Annotated in this window: 13 protein-coding genes; 8 read left to right on the top strand and 5 right to left on the bottom strand. The window is 64.3% G+C overall.

The features are described 5' to 3' along the window. The first annotated feature begins 47 nt into the window (after positions 1-47). The 5 genes from ACWAT4_RS28425 to ACWAT4_RS28405 all read left to right on the top strand — a co-directional run bounded on the left by ACWAT4_RS28425 (position 48) and on the right by ACWAT4_RS28405 (position 9,215). Positions 48-2,240: a methyl-accepting chemotaxis protein gene (locus ACWAT4_RS28425; RefSeq protein ID WP_449728637.1), complete on the top strand. Its 2,193-nt coding sequence runs from the start codon at positions 48-50 to the stop codon at positions 2,238-2,240. Positions 2,241-2,318: 78 nt separating this feature from the next. Next, a complete protein-coding gene (locus ACWAT4_RS28420; protein WP_449728636.1) occupies positions 2,319-2,495 on the top strand; it encodes a hypothetical protein in 177 nt (58 codons plus the stop codon). Between the two features lie 91 nt (positions 2,496-2,586). After that, the gene (locus ACWAT4_RS28415) at positions 2,587-4,683 is read left to right on the top strand and encodes a methyl-accepting chemotaxis protein (RefSeq protein ID WP_449728635.1); all 2,097 of its coding nucleotides are present in this window, start codon (positions 2,587-2,589) and stop codon (positions 4,681-4,683) included. A gap of 169 nt (positions 4,684-4,852) precedes the next feature. Continuing rightward, the gene (locus ACWAT4_RS28410) at positions 4,853-8,032 is read left to right on the top strand and encodes an efflux RND transporter permease subunit (protein WP_449728634.1); all 3,180 of its coding nucleotides are present in this window, start codon (positions 4,853-4,855) and stop codon (positions 8,030-8,032) included. Then, on the top strand, positions 8,019-9,215 hold the full coding sequence (locus ACWAT4_RS28405; protein WP_212446378.1) for an efflux RND transporter periplasmic adaptor subunit: 1,197 nt from the start codon (positions 8,019-8,021) through the stop codon (positions 9,213-9,215). The genes ACWAT4_RS28410 and ACWAT4_RS28405 overlap by 14 nt, the downstream gene beginning before the upstream one ends. A 110-nt stretch (positions 9,216-9,325) precedes the next feature. Here ACWAT4_RS28405 and ACWAT4_RS28400 read toward each other — a convergent pair whose 3' ends face one another. Beyond that, positions 9,326-10,843, bottom strand: a complete 1,518-nt coding sequence (locus tag ACWAT4_RS28400) for an acetyl-CoA acetyltransferase (protein WP_449728633.1) — start codon at positions 10,841-10,843, stop codon at positions 9,326-9,328. Positions 10,844-10,968: 125 nt separating this feature from the next. Further along, positions 10,969-12,102 carry a nitronate monooxygenase gene (locus ACWAT4_RS28395; protein WP_449728632.1) on the bottom strand — a complete coding sequence of 378 codons (1,134 nt, stop codon included), beginning with the start codon at positions 12,100-12,102 and terminating at the stop codon, positions 10,969-10,971. 341 nt (positions 12,103-12,443) lie between these two features. Here ACWAT4_RS28395 and yghU point away from each other — a divergent pair, with 341 nt between their 5' ends. Further along, positions 12,444-13,319, top strand: a complete 876-nt coding sequence (gene yghU, locus ACWAT4_RS28390) for a glutathione-dependent disulfide-bond oxidoreductase (protein ID WP_449728631.1) — start codon at positions 12,444-12,446, stop codon at positions 13,317-13,319. A gap of 53 nt (positions 13,320-13,372) precedes the next feature. On the opposite strand, the gene ACWAT4_RS28385 is transcribed toward yghU, so the two are convergent. From ACWAT4_RS28385 to ACWAT4_RS28375, 3 genes are all read right to left on the bottom strand, one after another. Continuing rightward, positions 13,373-14,650, bottom strand: a complete 1,278-nt coding sequence (locus ACWAT4_RS28385; RefSeq protein ID WP_449728630.1) for an acyl-CoA dehydrogenase family protein — start codon at positions 14,648-14,650, stop codon at positions 13,373-13,375. Between the two features lie 308 nt (positions 14,651-14,958). Continuing rightward, on the bottom strand, positions 14,959-15,339 hold the full coding sequence (locus tag ACWAT4_RS28380) for a VOC family protein (RefSeq protein ID WP_212298015.1): 381 nt from the start codon (positions 15,337-15,339) through the stop codon (positions 14,959-14,961). 108 nt (positions 15,340-15,447) lie between these two features. Then, positions 15,448-16,227 (bottom strand): SDR family NAD(P)-dependent oxidoreductase, encoded by a 780-nt coding sequence (locus tag ACWAT4_RS28375; RefSeq protein WP_212298016.1) that lies wholly within the window; start codon positions 16,225-16,227, stop codon positions 15,448-15,450. 180 nt (positions 16,228-16,407) lie between these two features. On the opposite strand from ACWAT4_RS28375, the gene ACWAT4_RS28370 reads away from it, so the two are divergent. Then, positions 16,408-17,196, top strand: coding sequence for an enoyl-CoA hydratase/isomerase (locus ACWAT4_RS28370; RefSeq protein WP_449728629.1), 789 nt, complete (start codon positions 16,408-16,410; stop codon positions 17,194-17,196). Next, entirely contained in the window at positions 17,193-18,179 is a 987-nt protein-coding gene (locus ACWAT4_RS28365) for a phosphotransferase family protein (RefSeq protein WP_212424980.1), read from the top strand. The genes ACWAT4_RS28370 and ACWAT4_RS28365 overlap by 4 nt, the downstream gene beginning before the upstream one ends. Positions 18,180-18,181 lie beyond the last annotated feature (2 nt).

Below are 18,181 nucleotides of genomic sequence, written 5' to 3'. Positions count from 1 at the left end.
CGAACCCTGCGAATCCTAACTGATCGCAATGTTTCGGAGACTCAATCGTGAAGCTGCTTTCGTTTTCTGCCATTCGCTCCATCCAATTGAAGATCGCTCTGATCGCCGGACTCTGCCTCGCGGTCACCTGTGTCGTTCTGATCGGCTACGGCCTGTTCTCGACACAGAGCATGAACCAGTACGTGACCCGCGAGGTCATGCAACTGGTCGACCAGCAGACCAAGGAGAGCCTGATGAACCGGGCCTCCACGGAAGCGAACGCCATCAAGGCCGAGCTGGAGGTCGGGTTCGACGCGGCGCGGACCACGGCGCATGCCTTCGCGACGTTGGCAGACGAGAAGACAGGCACTCCCATTGCGGCGCGGCGGGCCCAATTCAACGCGCTGCTCCGCCACGTGCTCGAGCTCAATCCTGCCTTCAACGGCACCTACTCGGCCTGGGAGCCCGGTGCGCTGGATGACGACGACGTGTCGTTCAAGGGACGCAAGGAGGTTGGATCGGACAATACCGGCCGCTTCCTGCCGTACTGGACCCGCAATGCCAACGGCGATATCGCGGTCCAGCCGCTGGTCGAGTACGACAGCAGCGAGCGGCATTCCAACGGTCTCGTGAAGGGGGCCTGGTACATCAATCCGAACACGACGGGTAAGGAGAATATCCTCGGTCCGCTGCCTTACATCGTTCAGGGTAAGGCCGTCTTCCTGGCCACCATGTCGGTTCCGGTCGTGATCGGCGGCAAGTTCCGCGGCGTTGCCGGCGCCGACTACAATCTCGACTTCGTCCAGAAGCTCGCCGTGAAGATCAACGGCTCGCTGTTCGAGGGCAAGGGCAAGGTCGCGATCCTCAACGATACCGGTCTGATCGTCGCCAACAGCGCCAACCAGGACGTGATCGGCAAGAACGCGCTGGAAGCCGACGCGCGCTGGAGCGAGAGTCTCGCCATCATCAAGGCCGGCAAGAGCACGGTGCAGGACGATCCCAAGTTCGCCAATATCGACATCTATGCGCCTATCCGCTTCGGGTTCACCGAGAATGCCTGGTCGGTCGTGATCTCGATCCCGCGCGACGTCGTGCTGGCGTCCGCGCGCCAGCTGGATGCTTCGCTGAGCGCCCGCGCGACGTCGAGCACGTTCTGGCAGCTCGGCGTCGGCCTCGTGATCGTGCTGGCGGCGATCTTCCTGATCTCGTTCGCCGCGCGCAAGATCGCGCGGCCGATCCAGGATTGCGCCAATTTCGCCGACGGCATCGCCAAGGGCGATTTCAATCAGCAGCTCGAGATCGATCAGGCCGATGAAGTCGGTCGGCTCGCGACGTCGCTGAGCTCGATGCAGGGCGACATCAAGCGCAGCATCGAGCAGCGCGCCCAGGACCAGGCTGCAGCCGATCGTGAGCGCAAGCGGACCATGAACGAGCTGGCCGACAGCTTTGAAGCGCAGGTCGGCGGCATCGTCGAGACGGTGTCGGCGGCATCCGGTGCGCTGGAGAGCTCGGCCGGAACGCTCAGCTCGACCGCCGAGCGGGCGCAACAACTCACCAAGGTGGTTGCCGCCGCGTCCGATCAGGCGTCGGGCAACGTGCAGTCGGTGGCTTCGGCGACCGAGGAGATGGCTTCGTCGGTCGGCGAGATCAGCCGTCAGGTCCAGGAATCGGCGCGGATGGCGAGCGACGCGGTCGGCCAGGCACGCGCTACCACCGAGCGTGTCAGCGAATTGTCCAAGGCGGCTGCCCGCATCGGCGACGTCGTCGAGCTCATCAACACCATCGCGGGCCAGACCAATCTGCTGGCGTTGAACGCCACCATCGAGGCGGCCCGCGCCGGAGAGGCCGGCCGCGGCTTCGCGGTGGTCGCCTCCGAAGTGAAGGCGCTCGCCGAGCAGACCGCGAAGGCAACCGGCGAAATCGGCCAGCAGATTTCCGGCATTCAAGTGGCGACCAACGACTCCGTCGGCGCTATCAAGGAAATCTCCTCAACCATCGAGCGCCTCTCTGAGATCTCGTCGGCGATTGCCGCCGCGGTGGAAGAGCAGGGCGCCGCGACCCAGGAGATCGCCCGCAACGTGCAGCAGGCGGCGCAGGGTACGCAGCAGGTCTCGTCCAACATCACCGACGTACAACACGGCGCGACCGAGACCGGAACGGCCTCCTCGCAGGTGCTGTCGGCGGCGCAAATGCTGTCGACCGACAGCGCCCGGCTCAAGAACGAAGTCAGCAAGTTTCTGACCAACGTCCGCGTGGCCTAGCACTTCACACGACAGGCCGATCAACCGACGAGCGGCGCAGAAGGCGCCGCTCGATTCGTTGTGCCGGTCCCGGCGCAGATGTTGTCGCGTGACAGCAACCGCCTCAAGCTCGAGGTCGGCAAGTTCCTGAACTCCGTCGCGCCGCCTGAGCGGAAACGTAAGCAGGCGGATTGCGACTTTGGCGTCATCGGCGGGCAACGATTTGATAAGCATATGAAGGGACGCCCTAAGCCGGGCGACCGTACTTTGACGTGAGACAACGTCGCGTTGCCGGTGTCAGCTATTTCTTCCCAGGGTCGACCCTTCCGTTTGGAGGAAGCGGCGCTCCGAGAGAAGGAAGCCAGCGGTGCATCTCAGAATAGGCAGGGTACTACCGGTCATCATTTCGGCACTTGCCTTGATGGGGGTGGCGGCGACCGGCTACACGGCCGTTCGCGCCTACCACGACCGGCACGAAGCCGAGGTCTTTGTCGGCCTTAACGGCATTTCGCAGTCGTTGTTGCGAAGCGCCGGGCAATGGGCCCAGGAGCGCGGCATGACCAATGCGGCGCTGAATTCTCCCGAGGTGATTTCCGGTGATCGACGCACGGAAATCGATCGCGTGCGCGCGACTTCAGATCAGGCGTTTCGGGATGCCGTGCAAGGTTTGCGCGGCGTGGCGGCGATGAAGGTCGCTGAACAGCGCATCGCTGAGGCGGAGCGGGCGCTTCAGGATTTCGAGCGCCTGCGTCGCAAGATCGATGCGGCTCTTGCGAAGCCCGGGCCGGAGCGGGATCCCGAGGTGGTCAAGGCCGTGGTCCCCTCCATCACCGAGTTGATCGAGGTCTCCGCCAACAGATTGCGCCTCACGTTGGAGACGCTGACCAGTTCGCCCTCGGCGGCCATGGCGCGCCTCGTCGGCCTTCGCCACCTGACCGCAGAAATGGCTGAGAATGCCGGTCGCGAGCGTGCGCTGCTCGGAGGCTTGATCAGTTCGCGCACCAAGCTTGCCGCGGACGGCATTGGTCGGATCGCGACCTTCCGGGGCCACGTCGAGCTTGCCTGGGGAACGGTTGCTCCGATCGCCGATCGCTCCGACGTTGCGTCGAAAATCGCATCCGCCATCAAGGCCGTGAACGAAGATTACTTTCAAACCTATGGTGCGCTGCGCTCCGACGTTCTCGCGACCGCTGCGAGTGGGGACTACAAGATCGGTGGCCGCGACTATATGAGCCGCGCGACGACAGCGATCAATTCCATCCTGGGGCTGGCGGATGCGATCGGCGCAGCCGCGGACGCGGAGGCTGCCGAACAGGAGAAGGCAAGCGCCTCGAATCTGGCCGTTAGTGCTGCGATCCTGTTCGCAAGCCTCGGCCTCGCAGTGCTGAGCTTCTGGGTCGCGGTTTCGCGGATCGTGCGTCCGCTCTCGGCGCTGACGGGGGCGATGGGCGAACTGGCGAGCGGAAATTTTGCGGTGGTTCTTCCCGGGCTTGGCCGCAAGGACGAAGTGGGTGACATGGCCCATGCGGTCGAGGTGTTCAAGGTCAAGGCCGAGGAGAAGGCGCACGAGGCTGCGGCCGCCAAGATCAGGCAGGATCAGGTCGCGGCGGAACAACGCCGCGCCGACATGCATAGGCTTGCCAGTCAGTTCGAGGCGGCCGTCGGCGAGATCGTCGATGCCGTAAGTTCGGCTTCGACCGAGTTGGAGGCCTCCGCCGGCGCAATGAACGTGACGGCCGCACGGGCACAGCAGCTTGCTGTCACCGTTGCCGATGGTTCGCAGGAGGCTTCTGCGAACGTCCAGTCCGTTGCGTCGGCGACCGAGCAACTGTCGTCCTCCGTCAACGAGATCGGCCGCCGGGTGCAGGATTCGGCGCGGATGGCCAACGAAGCGGTCGACCAGGTACGACTGACAAGTGGACAGATCGGCGAGTTGTCGAAGGTGGCCGCCAAGATTGGCGACGTCGTAGAACTGATCGATGAGATCGCGGGGCAGACCAATCTGCTGGCTCTCAACGCCACGATCGAGGCGGCGAGGGCGGGCGAGGCCGGCCGCGGCTTCGCCGTGGTGGCCTCCGAGGTCAAGGCTCTTGCCGAGCAGACCGCGAAGGCGACCGGCGAGATCGGCCAGCAGATCACTGGCATCCAGTCGGCCACCCGGGAATCCGTCACGGCGATCCGCGACATCGGCGACACCATCTCCCGGCTGTCCGAGATCGCTGCGGCCATTGCTGCGGCCGTGGAGCAGCAGGGCGCGGCGACGCAGGAGATCGCACGAAACGTGCAGCAGGCGGCAAAGGGGGCGCAGCAGGCCTCATCCAATGTGGGCGAGGTCGAGCGCGGCGCCGCCGAGACCGGCGCGTCTTCGTCGCAAGTGCTGTCGGCGGCGCAGATGCTGTCGCGTGACTCCAATCGGCTCAAGCTTGAAGTCGGAAAGTTCCTGAACGTGGTGCGCGCCGCCTGAAATAGGCGGTCGCATGGCTGCGATGACGTTTTCGCAGTGCGGTAGCAGGGAAGTGAATGCAGGAAAGCCGCCGGAGGTTAGCGTTTCCGGCGGTGCTCGGGTAAAGGGGAATGGGGATCGCCGTGGGGGCGGATTCCGAATTCTCGTTTGACCTGGATTTGCCTGGCGCATGATTGCTCTGGTCCGTATCGCCCTGAGCCGGCCCTACACGTTCGTCGTGCTCGCGCTTCTGCTGCTGATCATCGGACCGCTGGCGGCGCTGCGGACGCCGACCGACATCTTTCCGGACATTCGCATCCCCGTGATCGGCGTGGTCTGGCAGTATACCGGCCTGCCGCCCGACCAGATGTCAGGCCGCATCACCACGCCGTTCCAGCGCGCGCTGACGACGACGGTCAATGACATCGAGCACATCACCGCCAATTCCTATAACGGCTTTGGCATCATCAAGATCTTCTTCCAGCCCAATGTCGACATCCGCACCGCCAACGCGCAGGTCACGGCGATCTCGCAGACGCTGATCAAGCAGATGCCGCCGGGCGCGACGCCACCCCTGATCCTGAACTACTCCGCCTCGACCGTGCCGATCATCCAGGTCGCGCTGTCGGGCGATGGCCTGACCGAGCAAAACCTCGCCGACATCGGCATCAACCAACTGCGCACGCCGCTGGTGACCGTGCCGGGCGCCGCGATCCCGTATCCCTTCGGCGGCAAGCAGCGCCAGATCCAGATCGACCTCGATCCGACCGCGCTGCAGGCCCGAGGCCTGTCCGGCCAGGACGTCGCCAATGCGCTGGCCGCGCAAAACCTGATCACGCCGGTCGGCACCCAGAAAATCGGGACCTTCGAGTACAACATCCAGCTGAACAACTCGCCGCTGAAGATCGACGAGCTCGGCAACCTGCCGATCAGGACCGTCAACGGCGCCATGGTCTATGTCCGCGACGTCGCAACCGTGCGCGACGGCAATCCGCCGCAGACCAACATCGTCCATGTCGACGGCAACCGCTCGGTGCTGATGATGGTGCTGAAGGCGGGCGCGACCTCGACGCTCGACATCATCGCCGGCATCAAGCAGAAGGTGATCGACGTCAAGGATCAGCTGCCGGATGCCTTGAAGATCGGCTTCATCGGCGACCAGTCGGTGTTCGTTCGCGGCGCGATCGAGGGTGTTGCCTTCGAAGGCGTGATCGCCGCGCTGCTCACCAGCGTCATGATCCTGTTGTTCCTCGGCAGCTGGCGCTCGACGATCATCATCGCGGTCTCGATCCCGCTGTCGGTGCTAGGTGCCATCGTCATGCTGTCGGCGATCGGCGAGACGCTCAACATCATGACGCTCGGCGGGTTGGCGCTCGCCGTCGGCATCCTCGTCGACGACGCCACGGTGACCATCGAGAACATCAATTATCATCTCGAGCAGGGCAAGCCGGTCGAGCAGTCGATCCTCGACGGCGCCAACCAGATCGTGACGCCCGCCTTCGTCTCGTTGCTCTGTATCTGCATCGTGTTCGTGCCGATGTTCTTTCTCACCGGCGTCGCGCGATTCCTCTTCGTGCCGATGGCCGAAGCGGTGATGTTCGCGATGATGTGGTCATTCATCCTGTCGCGCACACTGGTGCCGACCATGGCGAATTACCTGCTACACCCGCACGTGCATCACGAGGGCGAGCCGCCGAAGTCGCGCAATCCGCTGGTCTGGTTCCAGCGCGGTTTCGAGAGGCGATTCGAACGCATTCGTGGCGGATACCACGATTTGCTGGGGCTCGCGATGGCGCACCGGATGGTATTCGTCGCCGGCTTCCTCTGCGTGGTCGGCGCGTCCTTCGCGCTGGTGCCGTTCCTGGGGCGCAACTTCTTCCCCGCCGTCGATGCCGGCAACATCCTGATGCACGTCCGCACTCAGGTCGGCACCCGCGTCGAGGAGACCGCCAACCAGCTCGCCGACGTGCAGAAGGCGGTCCGCAAGCTGATCCCGGGCGAGATCGAGACCATGACCGACAACATCGGCATGCCGATCTCCGGCATCAACATGACCTATAACAACACCGGCGTGATCGGTCCGCAGGACGGCGACATCCAGATCAAGCTCAGGGAGGGCCACAAGCCGACCGAGGAGCATGTGAAGGTGCTGCGCGAGCAGCTGCCGCGGCTGTTTCCGGGCGTCAGCTTCGCGTTCCTGCCGGCCGACATCGTCAGCCAGATCCTGAATTTCGGCGCGCCGGCGCCGATCGACCTGCAGATCCGCGGCGCCAATCTCGGCGCCAATTTCGCTTATGCCAACAATCTGCTGGCCAAGATCCGCAGGATTCCCGGCGTTGCCGATGCGCGCATCCAGCAGTCTCCGAACGGTCCGACCTTCAACATCGATGTCGACCGGACCCGCGCGCAATATGTCGGCCTGACCGAACGGGACGTCACCAACAGCCTCGTGGTCAATCTCGCCGGCTCTTCGCAGGTCGCACCGACCTACTATCTCAACCCCGACAACGGCGTGTCCTATTCCATCGTGATGCAGACGCCGCAATACCAGATTGATTCGCTCAGCGCGCTGCAGACGCTGCCGATCACCGCAGCCGGGAATTCGCAGTCGCCGATCCTCGGCGGTATCGCCGACATCAAGCGTTCGGTGTCGAGCGCGGTGGTGTCGCAATACGACATCCAGTCGATGGTGCAGATCTTTGCCACGACCTCGGGGCGCGATCTCGGCGCGGTGTCCAACGACATCCGCCAAGTGATCGCCGACACCGCCAAGGAGGTGCCGAAGGGCTCGTCCGTGGTGCTGCTCGGCCAGGTGCAGACCATGAACAGCGCCTTCACCGGCCTGTTGTTCGGCCTGCTCGGCGCCGTCGTGCTGATCTACTTCCTGATCGTCGTGAACTTCCAGTCCTGGTCCGATCCGTTCGTGATCATCACCGCATTGCCGGCCGCGCTCGCCGGCATCGTCTGGATGCTGTTCACGACCCAGACCACGCTGTCGGTGCCGGCGCTCACCGGCGCCATCATGTGCATGGGCGTTGCGACCGCCAACAGCGTGCTTGTGATCTCCTTCGCCCGCGAGCGCTATCAGGAGCTCGGCGATCCCATCGCCGCGGCGCTCGAAGCCGGCTTCGTCCGGTTCCGGCCGGTGCTGATGACTGCGCTTGCCATGATCATCGGCATGGCGCCGATGGCGCTGGGGCTGGGTGAGGGCGGCGAGCAGAACGCGCCACTTGGCCGCGCCGTGATCGGCGGCCTGATCTTTGCGACTTTCGCCACGCTGATGTTTGTTCCCGTGGTGTTCAGCATGGTACACAAGAAACAAGGCGCCAAAGCCGCCGCCTCATTGGAGACTGCGCATGTCACCCACTGAACCCCGCTCCCCGGTATCGCGCCGGAAACTGGGTATTTTCAGCGTTGTGGCGCTGATCGTGGCTGGTCTCGTGGTTGGCACCGGCATCCGTGCGCGCGAGGATCAGGGCTCCAAGCTGAAGGAGTGGACCGACGACCAAGCCGTTCCCAGCGTTGCGGTGACCCTGCCGAACGCCAAGGCGCTCAATTCCACGATCGATCTGCCGGGCCGGCTCGAGGCCTATTATCGCGCTCCGATCTTCGCACGTGTCTCCGGCTATCTCAAAAGCTGGAGCGCGGACATCGGCGCCCGGGTCAAGGCAGGTCAGGTGATCGCCGAGATCGAGGCGCCCGACCTCGACCAGCAGCTCTTGCAAGCACGCGCCGACCTCGCCAGCCAGCAGGCCAGCGCCAGGTTATCGGAGGCAACCCTGAACCGGCGCAAGACGCTGGTCGCCTCCAACTTCGTCTCCGCGCAGGAGATCGACGAGCGCACCGCGGATCTCTCCAACAAGAATGCGGCGGTTAATTCCGGAAAGGCCAACGTCGAGCGGCTCGAGGCGCTCGCCGGCTACAAGAAGATCACCGCGCCGTTCGACGGCGTAGTCACGGCGCGCGATACCGACGTCGGTGCGCTGATTAATGCCGGCGGCGGCGCGGGGCCGGCGATGTTCGTGGTCTCCGACATCACCAAGCTGCGCGTCTACGTCAACGTGCCCCAGAACTACGTACCGGCGATCAAGATCGGCGCCAAGGCCACGATCGCGCTGCCGGAGTATCCCAACCGGAATTTCCAGGCGACCGTGGAAGCGTCCTCGCAGGCCGTGGACGTCGCGTCAGGCACCACGCGTATGCAGCTTGGCCTCGACAATTCCAGCGGCGAGCTGATGCCCGGCGGCTATGCCAGCGTGAAGCTCGGCCTGCAGCGCGACTCCGCGCCGTTGAGCATTCCCGCCAGCGCGTTGATCTTCAACGGCAGCGGCCTGCGCGTCGCGACGGTGGGCACCGACGACAAGGTGCTGTTCAAGCCGGTGACCATCGCCCGCGACCTCGGCCGCGAGATCGAGCTTGCCTCGGGCATCGCGCCCGACGACCGTGTCATCACCGCGCCGCCGGACGGCCTGTCCGACGGCGATGCGGTTCGCGTCGTCGGCGCCGGCGGGAAACCGGCCACCGCGTCCGAGAAGCAGCCGCCGAAGAGCTAGCGCAGGTGTCGTAGCTTCGTAGGGTGGTTTAGCGAAGCGTAACCCACTATTGGTGTCTCCGTGGACGCAACAGAGGTGGGTTACGCCTTCGGCTAACCCACCCTACGAAATCACGCCACGCGCCACTCCGGCACGCCATCCGCGGCCATCCGGATCTCGCCGAGTGAACCTACCGGCGTACGATCCATGCTCAATAAGTGCCTCAGCGTCGCATGATCGCTCGCCGGAATCCGCGCCAGTGTGCGCCGATCATCCTCTGTGCGCAGCATCACCACACCGTGCTCGGCCTCGCCGCCACGGCCATAGAGCACCGTAAAGCTCTCGACCTTGCCTTTTCCGCTCGCCTCCGTGACGAACTCCGGCACAGCGCGCTTGTTGCGGTCGGCCTCGCCTTGTACGCTGGTCTCCTGCGCCAGCGCCTCGCGCGGCGGCGCCTTCGCCACCACCAGCGCGTGATGCTTGGTGACGAAGCCGCCCTGACCATAGAGCAGGCCGAGCTTGTCGCCCTCGCGCACACGCCGCACCATCGCGCAGGCGGCATGCGTCATGTAAGTGTTGAGCGGCGCACCGAAAAAGGTGAGCCCGCCGGTCACGGTGGGCTGCACGTCGGCGGAAAGGCCCAGCGTCCGCCGCGCCATCTTCGGCACGCAGGGGAAGCAGCTATAGAGCTCGATCGCGCCGAACGTTCTCCCGTCGCCGCCGGCGAGATCCATTGCGGCCGTCAGCACGGCATTCTGCGGATGGCTCTCGTAAAACTGGTCGCGCAGCAGATAATCGGGCGGCTCCTCGGCTGAGGCGCCGCCGAGCGGATAGACCAGTTTGTCTTCGGGAATCCCGGCCGCACGCGCCTTGGCAAGGCTGGTCAGCAGCAGCGCACCGCCCATGTTGACGCTTGGGTTGGCGACCATGAGTTTGTTGTACGGCCAGGCGATGAGACGGTTGTCCGCGGTCGGTGTCGTGATCTCGTCCGGCGCATAGCGGCGCTTCAGCCAGGCATTGGGATTTTGCGCGGCGGCCTCCGAATAACGCGACCACAGCATTCCTGATTCCGTCATCGCCTCGCGCGGCGTTTGGCCCCAATGCGCGGAGGAGGCGGCTTCATAAAATGGATAGACCGTGACGGGCCTGAATACGCCGAGCTTCACGGCGAGAGGCTTCTGGAATGCGGCGCCACGCTTTGGCTCGGGGGCGTCGTGGGCAAACGGCGTCCATGGCAGCTTGACGCCGGCACGATCGGCTTCGGTCGCGGTCGATTGCGCCTCCGCGCCGCAGACCGCCGCGACGGCGCATTCGCCGCGCGCGATGCGCTTTGCGGCCTCGTGGATGTAGCGGATCGGAGTCTCACCGCCGACCGGGCCGTAATAGCAATGCGCAGGTTGGATCCCGAGGCGTTGCGCCAAGAGCTTTTCCGGATCGCGATAACGCCAGCTCAGGAAGTTGACGACGTCGAGCGACTGCACCTCGCCGAGCAGCTTTGCACCGGCATCGGCTTCCGCGCGTCGCAAGGCCCGCTCGAGCAGGTCGAGCGGCTCAAGGCCTTCGGTGATCTCCTTGGGGCGGTCGACGATCTCGCCGATGCCGACGATGACGGGAATGCGGTTTTCGGGGGAAGTGGTCTTATCAGTCATAATCTCGTTTCGCGATGTTGGATTATTTTCGTCATTGCGAGGAGCGAAGCGACGAAGCAATCCAGGAATCTTTCCGCTGAGGCGGTCTGGATTGCTTCGCTTCGCTCGCAATGACGATGTGGTTGCTACTCCGCCACCAGCGCATTCATGTGCTCGACGGCTTCGGCAAACTCTTCCTTGAATTCCTGCACCACGGCGCCGGCTGATTTCACGCTGTCGATCAGGCCGACGCCCTGGCCGACGAAATAGCTGACGAGATCGCGCGCCTTGGCGTTGCCGCTCGCGGCCGCCCGATCGATCGAGTTGAAGGCGTCGCGGCTGATGATGCTCTGCAGCGGCATCGGTAGCGCGCCCGGGCTTTCCGGCGCGCGGTCCCAGGCATCGGTCCAGACCGAGCGAAGCTGCCGCGCCGGCTTGCCGGTGCGCCCCTTCGAGCGGACCGCATCGCGCGAAGAGGCCGCGATCATCTTCTCGCGGAAGATCTCAGAGGTCTCGGACTCGACGGTGGCCAGCCACACCGAGCCGGTCCAGGCGCCGGCTGCGCCCATGGCCATGCAGGCCGCCATCTGCCGCCCCGTCATGATGCCGCCGGCCGCCAGCACCGGCACGTCGCGGATCTTTTTGACCGCCTTGATCACCTCCGGCACCAGAACCAGGGTCGACACCTCGCCGCAATGGCCGCCGGCCTCGGTGCCTTGCACCACGAGGATGTCGACGCCGGCGGCGACCTGGCGCAGCGCGTGCTCCTTGGCGCCGACGAGCGCGGCCACCGGCACGTTGTGCTTCTTGCCCATCTCCATCATCGCTTTCGGCGGCACGCCGAGCGCATTGGCGATCAGCCGGATCGGATGATTGAAGGAGACGTCGAGCAGCTCCAGCGCGGTCTTGGCGTCGAACGGCTGCGGCTGATTGTCGGCCACTTCGGTGGCAGTGAGCTCAATGTCGTACTTCTTCAGGAGGTCGCGCGTGTAGGTGCGATGCTCCTGCGGCACGCGCGCTTCCAGGCTCTTCCAGGTGACGTCCTTCTCGCCTGACGTCGAGATATTTTCGGGGATCAGCACGTCGATGCCGTAGGGCTTGCCGTCGACGTGATCGTCGATCCATTTCAGCTCGCGTTCGAGCGTATCCGGCGTATGCACGGTGGCGCCGAGCACGCCGAAGCCGCCGGCGCGGCTCACGGCTGCAACGACGTCGCGGCAATGGCTGAAGGCGAGCAGCGGGAACTCGATGCCCAGCATGTCGCAGATCGGCGATTTCATGATCCTCTCCCGGCGGCCCTGGGGTTGCTCTTCTTGCTTGGTCTTGTGAGGGCCGTTCGACGCTAACCCTTCGCTGCCAGTGATGCCACGCCGGATTTGAGGGAGCTTCTTGCGCGCAGGCGTCGTCGCGGGCGTCCATTCCGCGCCACAAAATAAGTCGTGAGAGCATCCACAGATGTCGCCAAGCGCGGCCAGACCGTCAGCCCGTAGAGTGGTGACGGGTTAGCTCGAATGCATGACGCCGGCCTGAGGCCCGCGCCGGACGCAGAGCGGGCAGGGCTTGCCATCGGCTGTTTGCGGGCTAATTAATGCAGGCGCATCTTTCTGCCGGAGCCCATCGCATGCCTGACGCCCCCGCCTACGTGCCGCCAAGAGTCTGGACCTGGAACAAGGAGAATGGCGGTCAGTTCGCCAGCATCAACCGGCCGATCGCCGGCGCGACCCACGACAAGGAGCTGCCGGTCGGCAAGCATCCCCTCCAGCTCTATTCGCTGGCGACGCCGAACGGGGTGAAAGTCACGGTGATGCTGGAAGAACTGCTGGCGCTCGGTCACAAGGGTGCCGAGTACGATGCCTGGCTGATCAAGATCGGCAATGGCGACCAGTTCGGCAGCGGCTTTGTCGACATCAACCCGAACTCGAAAATCCCGGCGCTGATGGACCGCTCCGGCCCCGAGCCTGTCAGGATCTTCGAGTCCGGATCGATCCTGTTTTACCTCGCCGAGAAGTTCGGTGCCTTTCTGCCCAAGGAGATCAAGGCCCGCACCGGGGCGATGTCCTGGCTGTTCTGGCAGATGGGCAGCGCGCCCTATCTCGGCGGCGGCTTCGGCCATTTCTACGCCTATGCGCCGTTCAAGATCGAATACGCCATCGATCGCTTCGCGATGGAGGTCAAGCGTCAGCTCGACGTGCTCGACCGGCGTCTCGCGGACAACGAATATCTGGCGGGCAAGGAGTACACCATCGCCGACATGGCCGTGTGGCCGTGGTACGGCGCACTCGCCAAGGGGCTGGTCTATGGTGCCGGCGAATTCTTGTCGGTGCAGGACTACAAGAACGTGCAGCGCTGGACCGATGAGATCGCCAAGCGCCCAGCCGTCAAGCGCGGCCGCATGGTCAACCGGGTGTCCGGCGATCCGGCCAGCCAGCTCCACGAGCGCCACGACGCCAGCGATTTCGAGACCAAGACGCAGGACAAGCTCGCTCCGGCAACGTAGCTCTGTTTCTTCCCCTCGCCCCGCTTGCGGGGAGAGGGGAAAGAGAGGGCGGCTTACGCCATGCTCAGCTCGTGGCGGCCGACCACCATCCAATGCACCTCGTCCGGACCATCGGCAAAGCGCAGGTGGCGCACGTCCTGATACATCTCGGCGAGCGGAGTCCAGTGCGAGATGCCGGTGGCACCGTGCATCTGAATCGACTGATCGATGATCTTGCAGGCACGCTCCGGCACCATGGCCTTGACCATGGAGACCCAGACGCGGGCTTCCTTGTTGCCGAGCACGTCCATGGCCTTGGCGGCCTTCAGCACCATCAGCCGCATCGCCTCGATCTCGCAGCGCGCCTGCGCGATGATCTGCATGTTGCCGCCGAGATGAGCGATCTTCTTGCCGAAAGCCTCGCGGGTGAGGCCGCGCTGCACCATCAGATCGAGCGCCTTCTCGGCTTTGCCGATGGTGCGCATGCAGTGATGAATGCGGCCCGGTCCGAGGCGGAGCTGCGAGATCTCGAAGCCGCGGCCCTCGCCGAGCAGCATGTTCTCCTTCGGCACGCGCACATTGTTGAAGCGCATGTGCATGTGGCCGCGCGGGGCGTGGTCCTGGCCGAACACGTACATCGGGCCGAGCACCTCGACGCCGGGCGTATCGCGCGGCACCAGGATCTGCGACTGCTGCTTGCTCGGCGCCGCGTCCGGATTGGTCTTGACCATCACGATGAGGATCTTGCAGCGGGGATCGCCCACGCCCGAGATGTAGTACTTCTCGCCGTTGATGACCCATTCGTCGCCGACGAGCTTTGCGGTGGTGGAGATGTTCTTGGCGTCGGAGGAAGCGACGTTCGGCTCGGTCATGACATAGGCTGAGCGAATCTCGCCGTTGAGCAGCGGCTTCAGCCACTTCTCCTTCTGCTCCTTGGTGCCGACGCGCTCCAGCACCTCCATGTTGCCGGTGTCGGGCGCCGAGCAGTTCATGGTCTCCGAGGCGAGCGGGCTCTTGCCGAGCTCGGAGGCGATATAGGCGTAGTCGAGATTCTTCAGGCCCTGGCCGGTCTCGTCGTCGGGCAGGAAGAAGTTCCAGAGACCTTCCTTCTTGGCCTTGTTCTTGGCGACCTCGAGCACCTCGAGCTGCTTCGGCGTAAAGCTCCAGCGATCCTGTTTGCCTTCGCCGGCCTTGGCGAATTCGATCGACATCGGCTCGACGGTTTCGCGGATGAATTTCCTGACGTGATCGTAAAGCGGCCGGACCTGGTCCGGCATGCGCAGGTCGTTGAGCTCATCGCCGGGATTGAGCGTGTAGTTGGTGGTGCGGGGTATGTAGGCGTGCTTTGTCATTGTTCCTCCCGGAGGTCACTGAGATCGTGTTGGCCGGGAGAATAGTCGCAGCGCGGCCAAAGCGCGAGCGCGTATTTTCTCACGCAAGCCATGCCATGCGATGGAATTTCGCGGCGGCGTTTGAAATGTTGTTTGAATGGAGGGGCGAACTCTATCCCACGTCGTCCCGGACAAGCGAAGCGCAGATCCGGGACCCATAACCACAGGGAGAAGTTTGACGAAGACTCGCGGTCACCGGCTCGCGCCGCAACTCCTCCCTGGGGTAATGGGTCCCGGCCTTCGCCGGGACGACACCGAGTATAGCCGACTCAGTTAGGCATCCGATGCATCGCGCAGATCTTGTTGCCGTCGAGATCGCGCAAATAGGCGAGATAAAGCTTATTCCCCGCGCCTTCACGAATGCCAGGTGGATTTTCGATTGGCGTTCCGCCGGCGGCGATTCCCGCGGCGTGCCACTTGTCGACCTGCTCAGGCGAGTTGGCAGCAAAGCCGATGGTGCCGCCGTTCGCGCAAGTTGCCGGCTCGCCGTTGATCGGCTTTGTCACCGAGAAAACGCCGGTCTTGGTGATGTAGAAGATGCGGTGGCCGTCGACCCGCGCGGGCCGCACCTCGAGCGTGCTCAGCAGGCTGTCATAGAACGTCTTGGCCTTGTCGAGGTCGTTGGTGCCGATCATGACGTGTGAAAACATTTGCCCGTTCCCCTCGGAGTTTGTAGCCCGGATGGAGCGTCGCGAAATCCGGGTCTTGCTTGCTTTTCAGAATCCCGGATTACGCTTCGCTCCATCCGGGCTACGAAGTCAAAACGCCGTATAGCCGCCGTCGATCACGAACGTGTCGGCCGTGTGATACGACGAGGCCTTGCTCATCAGATACACGGCGATGCCGCCGAAATCGGATGCCTCGCCGAAGCGCCGCATCGGAATCCGCGGCATCACATTGGCAACGAACTTTTCGTTGGCCATGAGACCCGATGTCATGTCGCTCTTGATCCAGCCGGGGAGGATTGCGTTTGCGGTGATGCCGTGGCGGGCGAGCTCGACACCGAGCGCGCGCACCAGTGCATTGATTGCGGCCTTGGTCGCGGCATAGTGCTCGTTGCGTGCGGTGCCGAAGATGGAAGCGAGGCTCGAGGTCGCAACCAGCCGGCCGAACGGGTCGCCGGCATTGGCGCGGTCGGTCATGTGCCTTGCGGCCACTTGAAAGGCATGGAACACACCGTCGAGATTGGTCGCAAACATCGTGCGCCATTCCTCCTCGGTGCGCTCGATGAAGGACCTGCGGCCTCCGCCGCCGATGCCGGCGTTCGCGAAGCAGCCGTCAACCCGGCCGAACGTGTCGAGCGTCGCCTTCATCGCGGCATTCACGGAAGCCGGATCGGTGACGTCGCAGACGCGGGCGTCGACCTTGCCGGAGAGGCCCGCCATGCTCGCGGCAGCAGCCTTGTTCTTGTCGGCATTGCGGCCCCAGATCGAGACATTGCAGCCCTGGCCGGCCAGTGCCTGCGCGATGCCGAGACCGATACCACCGTTGCCGCCGGTGATCACGGCGACGCGGCCGGTGAGATCGAAAAGGTTCATGGCGCGCTTCCTGTTTTTGGCGCGACCGGCATCAGCCGGTGCGCGCAAGATCATGCGATATGACGGTGGGGTATGCTCTCGCCACCATGGACAAGACCGCGCCAAAAATCAAATATGCGCCCCGGCAAAAGTAATTCCGGCCTGCGAAACATCGCGGGGGCCGCAACTGACGAGGAAACGATGCAGTTCAAACACGTCACGCTCGAGTTCGACGGTTCGGTGGCGATCCTCAAGCTCGACCATCAGGAGGTGATGAACGCGGTCTCCATGGACATGCTGGGCGGTCTCGCCGAGGCGCTCGATAGCATTGAGGAGAAGAGGGACGAAGTGCGTTGCGTGGTGCTGACCGGCGCAGGTCGGGCGTTCTGCACCGGCGCTAACCTGCAGGGCCGCAACAACCAGTCGAAGAAGACCAAGGCCGGCCTGACGCTGGAGACCGGGTTTCATCCGTTCCTGCGCCGCATCCGAAGCCTTCACTGCCCCATCATCACGGCGGTCAACGGGCCGGCGGCGGGCGCCGGCATGAGCTTCGCGCTGCTCGGCGACATGGTGCTGTGTGCGCGCTCGTCCTACTTCCTGCAGGCCTTCCGCCGCATTGGCCTGGTGCCGGATTGCGGCTCGACCTGGTTGCTGCCGCGCCTGATCGGCAAGGCGCGTTCGGTCGAATTGTCGCTGATGGGCGAGCGCCTGCCGGCCGAGAAGGCGCTGGAATGGGGGCTCGTCAATCGCGTCTATGACGATGCCGTGCTGATGGAAGAAGCGATGAAGCTCGCGCGCGACCTCGCCAGTGGACCGACGGTCGCGCTGTCGCTGATCCGAAAGCTCTATTGGGACAGCCCGGAAAATTCCTTCGAGGACCAGCTCAATCTCGAATTCCAGTCCCAGCTGCGCGCCGGCGATACGCAGGACTTTCGCGAGGGTGTCGGCGCGTTTCTGGAGAAGCGGCCTGCGCAGTTCAAGGGCAAATGATCGAAGCCGAACTCTCCCGCAGCGTCGCGCGCTGGTGCAAAGGGGCCACCGGCGTCACCGGCGCAGCAAAGCTTTCGGGTGGCGCCAGCCAGGAAACCTGGCGCTTCGACATCGCGCATCCCGACGGGCCGATCGGCGCGATCCTGCGCCGTTCGCCGAAAGGCTATGGCGCCGCGCCGACACGTGCAGCAGGTCTCGCCGCTGAAGCGCAACTGATGCAGCTTGCCTACGAGGCAGGCGTACCGTCGCCGCGCGTGATGCATGTGCTGACCCCGGATGAAGATCTCGGCACCGGCTTCATCATGCAGCGGGTCGAGGGCGAGACCATCGCCCGCAAGATTCTGCGTGATGATGAATTCGCGGCGGCGCGGCCACTGCTTGCGCGGCAGATCGGCGGCGTGCTCGCGGGCCTGCACCGGTTGCCGCAGGACAAATTGCCCGCGCTGCGCAGCCGCTCCGCGAGCCAGGAAATCTCCGAGCTCGAGCGCGACTATCGCAGCCTGAACTGGCCGAAGCCGGTGTTTGAGCTGGCGCTGCGCTGGCTGCGCGCCCACGATCCCGGCCCCTCGGCCGAGACCACGCTGGTGCATGGCGACTTCCGCAACGGCAATCTCATCATCGGCGCCGACGGGTTGCGCGCGGTGCTGGACTGGGAGCTCGCCCATCTCGGCGATCCCATGGAGGATCTCGGCTGGGTCTGCGTCAACTCCTGGCGTTTCGGCGAGATCGACAAGCCCGTCGGCGGCTTTGGCTCGCGCGAAGAGCTGTTCGCCGGCTATGAGGCAGCCGGCCGCAAGGTGGATGCAGCGCGTGTGAAGTTCTGGGAAGTGATGGGCACGCTGCGCTGGGGCATCATGTGCGGCGGCATGATGCAGCGATTTCGCGAAGGGCCTGACCATTCCATGGAGCGCGCCATGATCGGCCGTCGCGCGTCGGAGACCGAGATCGATCTGTTGCGGCTGCTCGCGCCGCGCGGAGGTTAGAC

It is taken from the genome of Bradyrhizobium sp. T-1, assembly GCF_053592855.1.
Note: the sequence above shows the minus strand (reverse complement) of the source record. Positions and strands in the feature narration are given on the sequence as shown.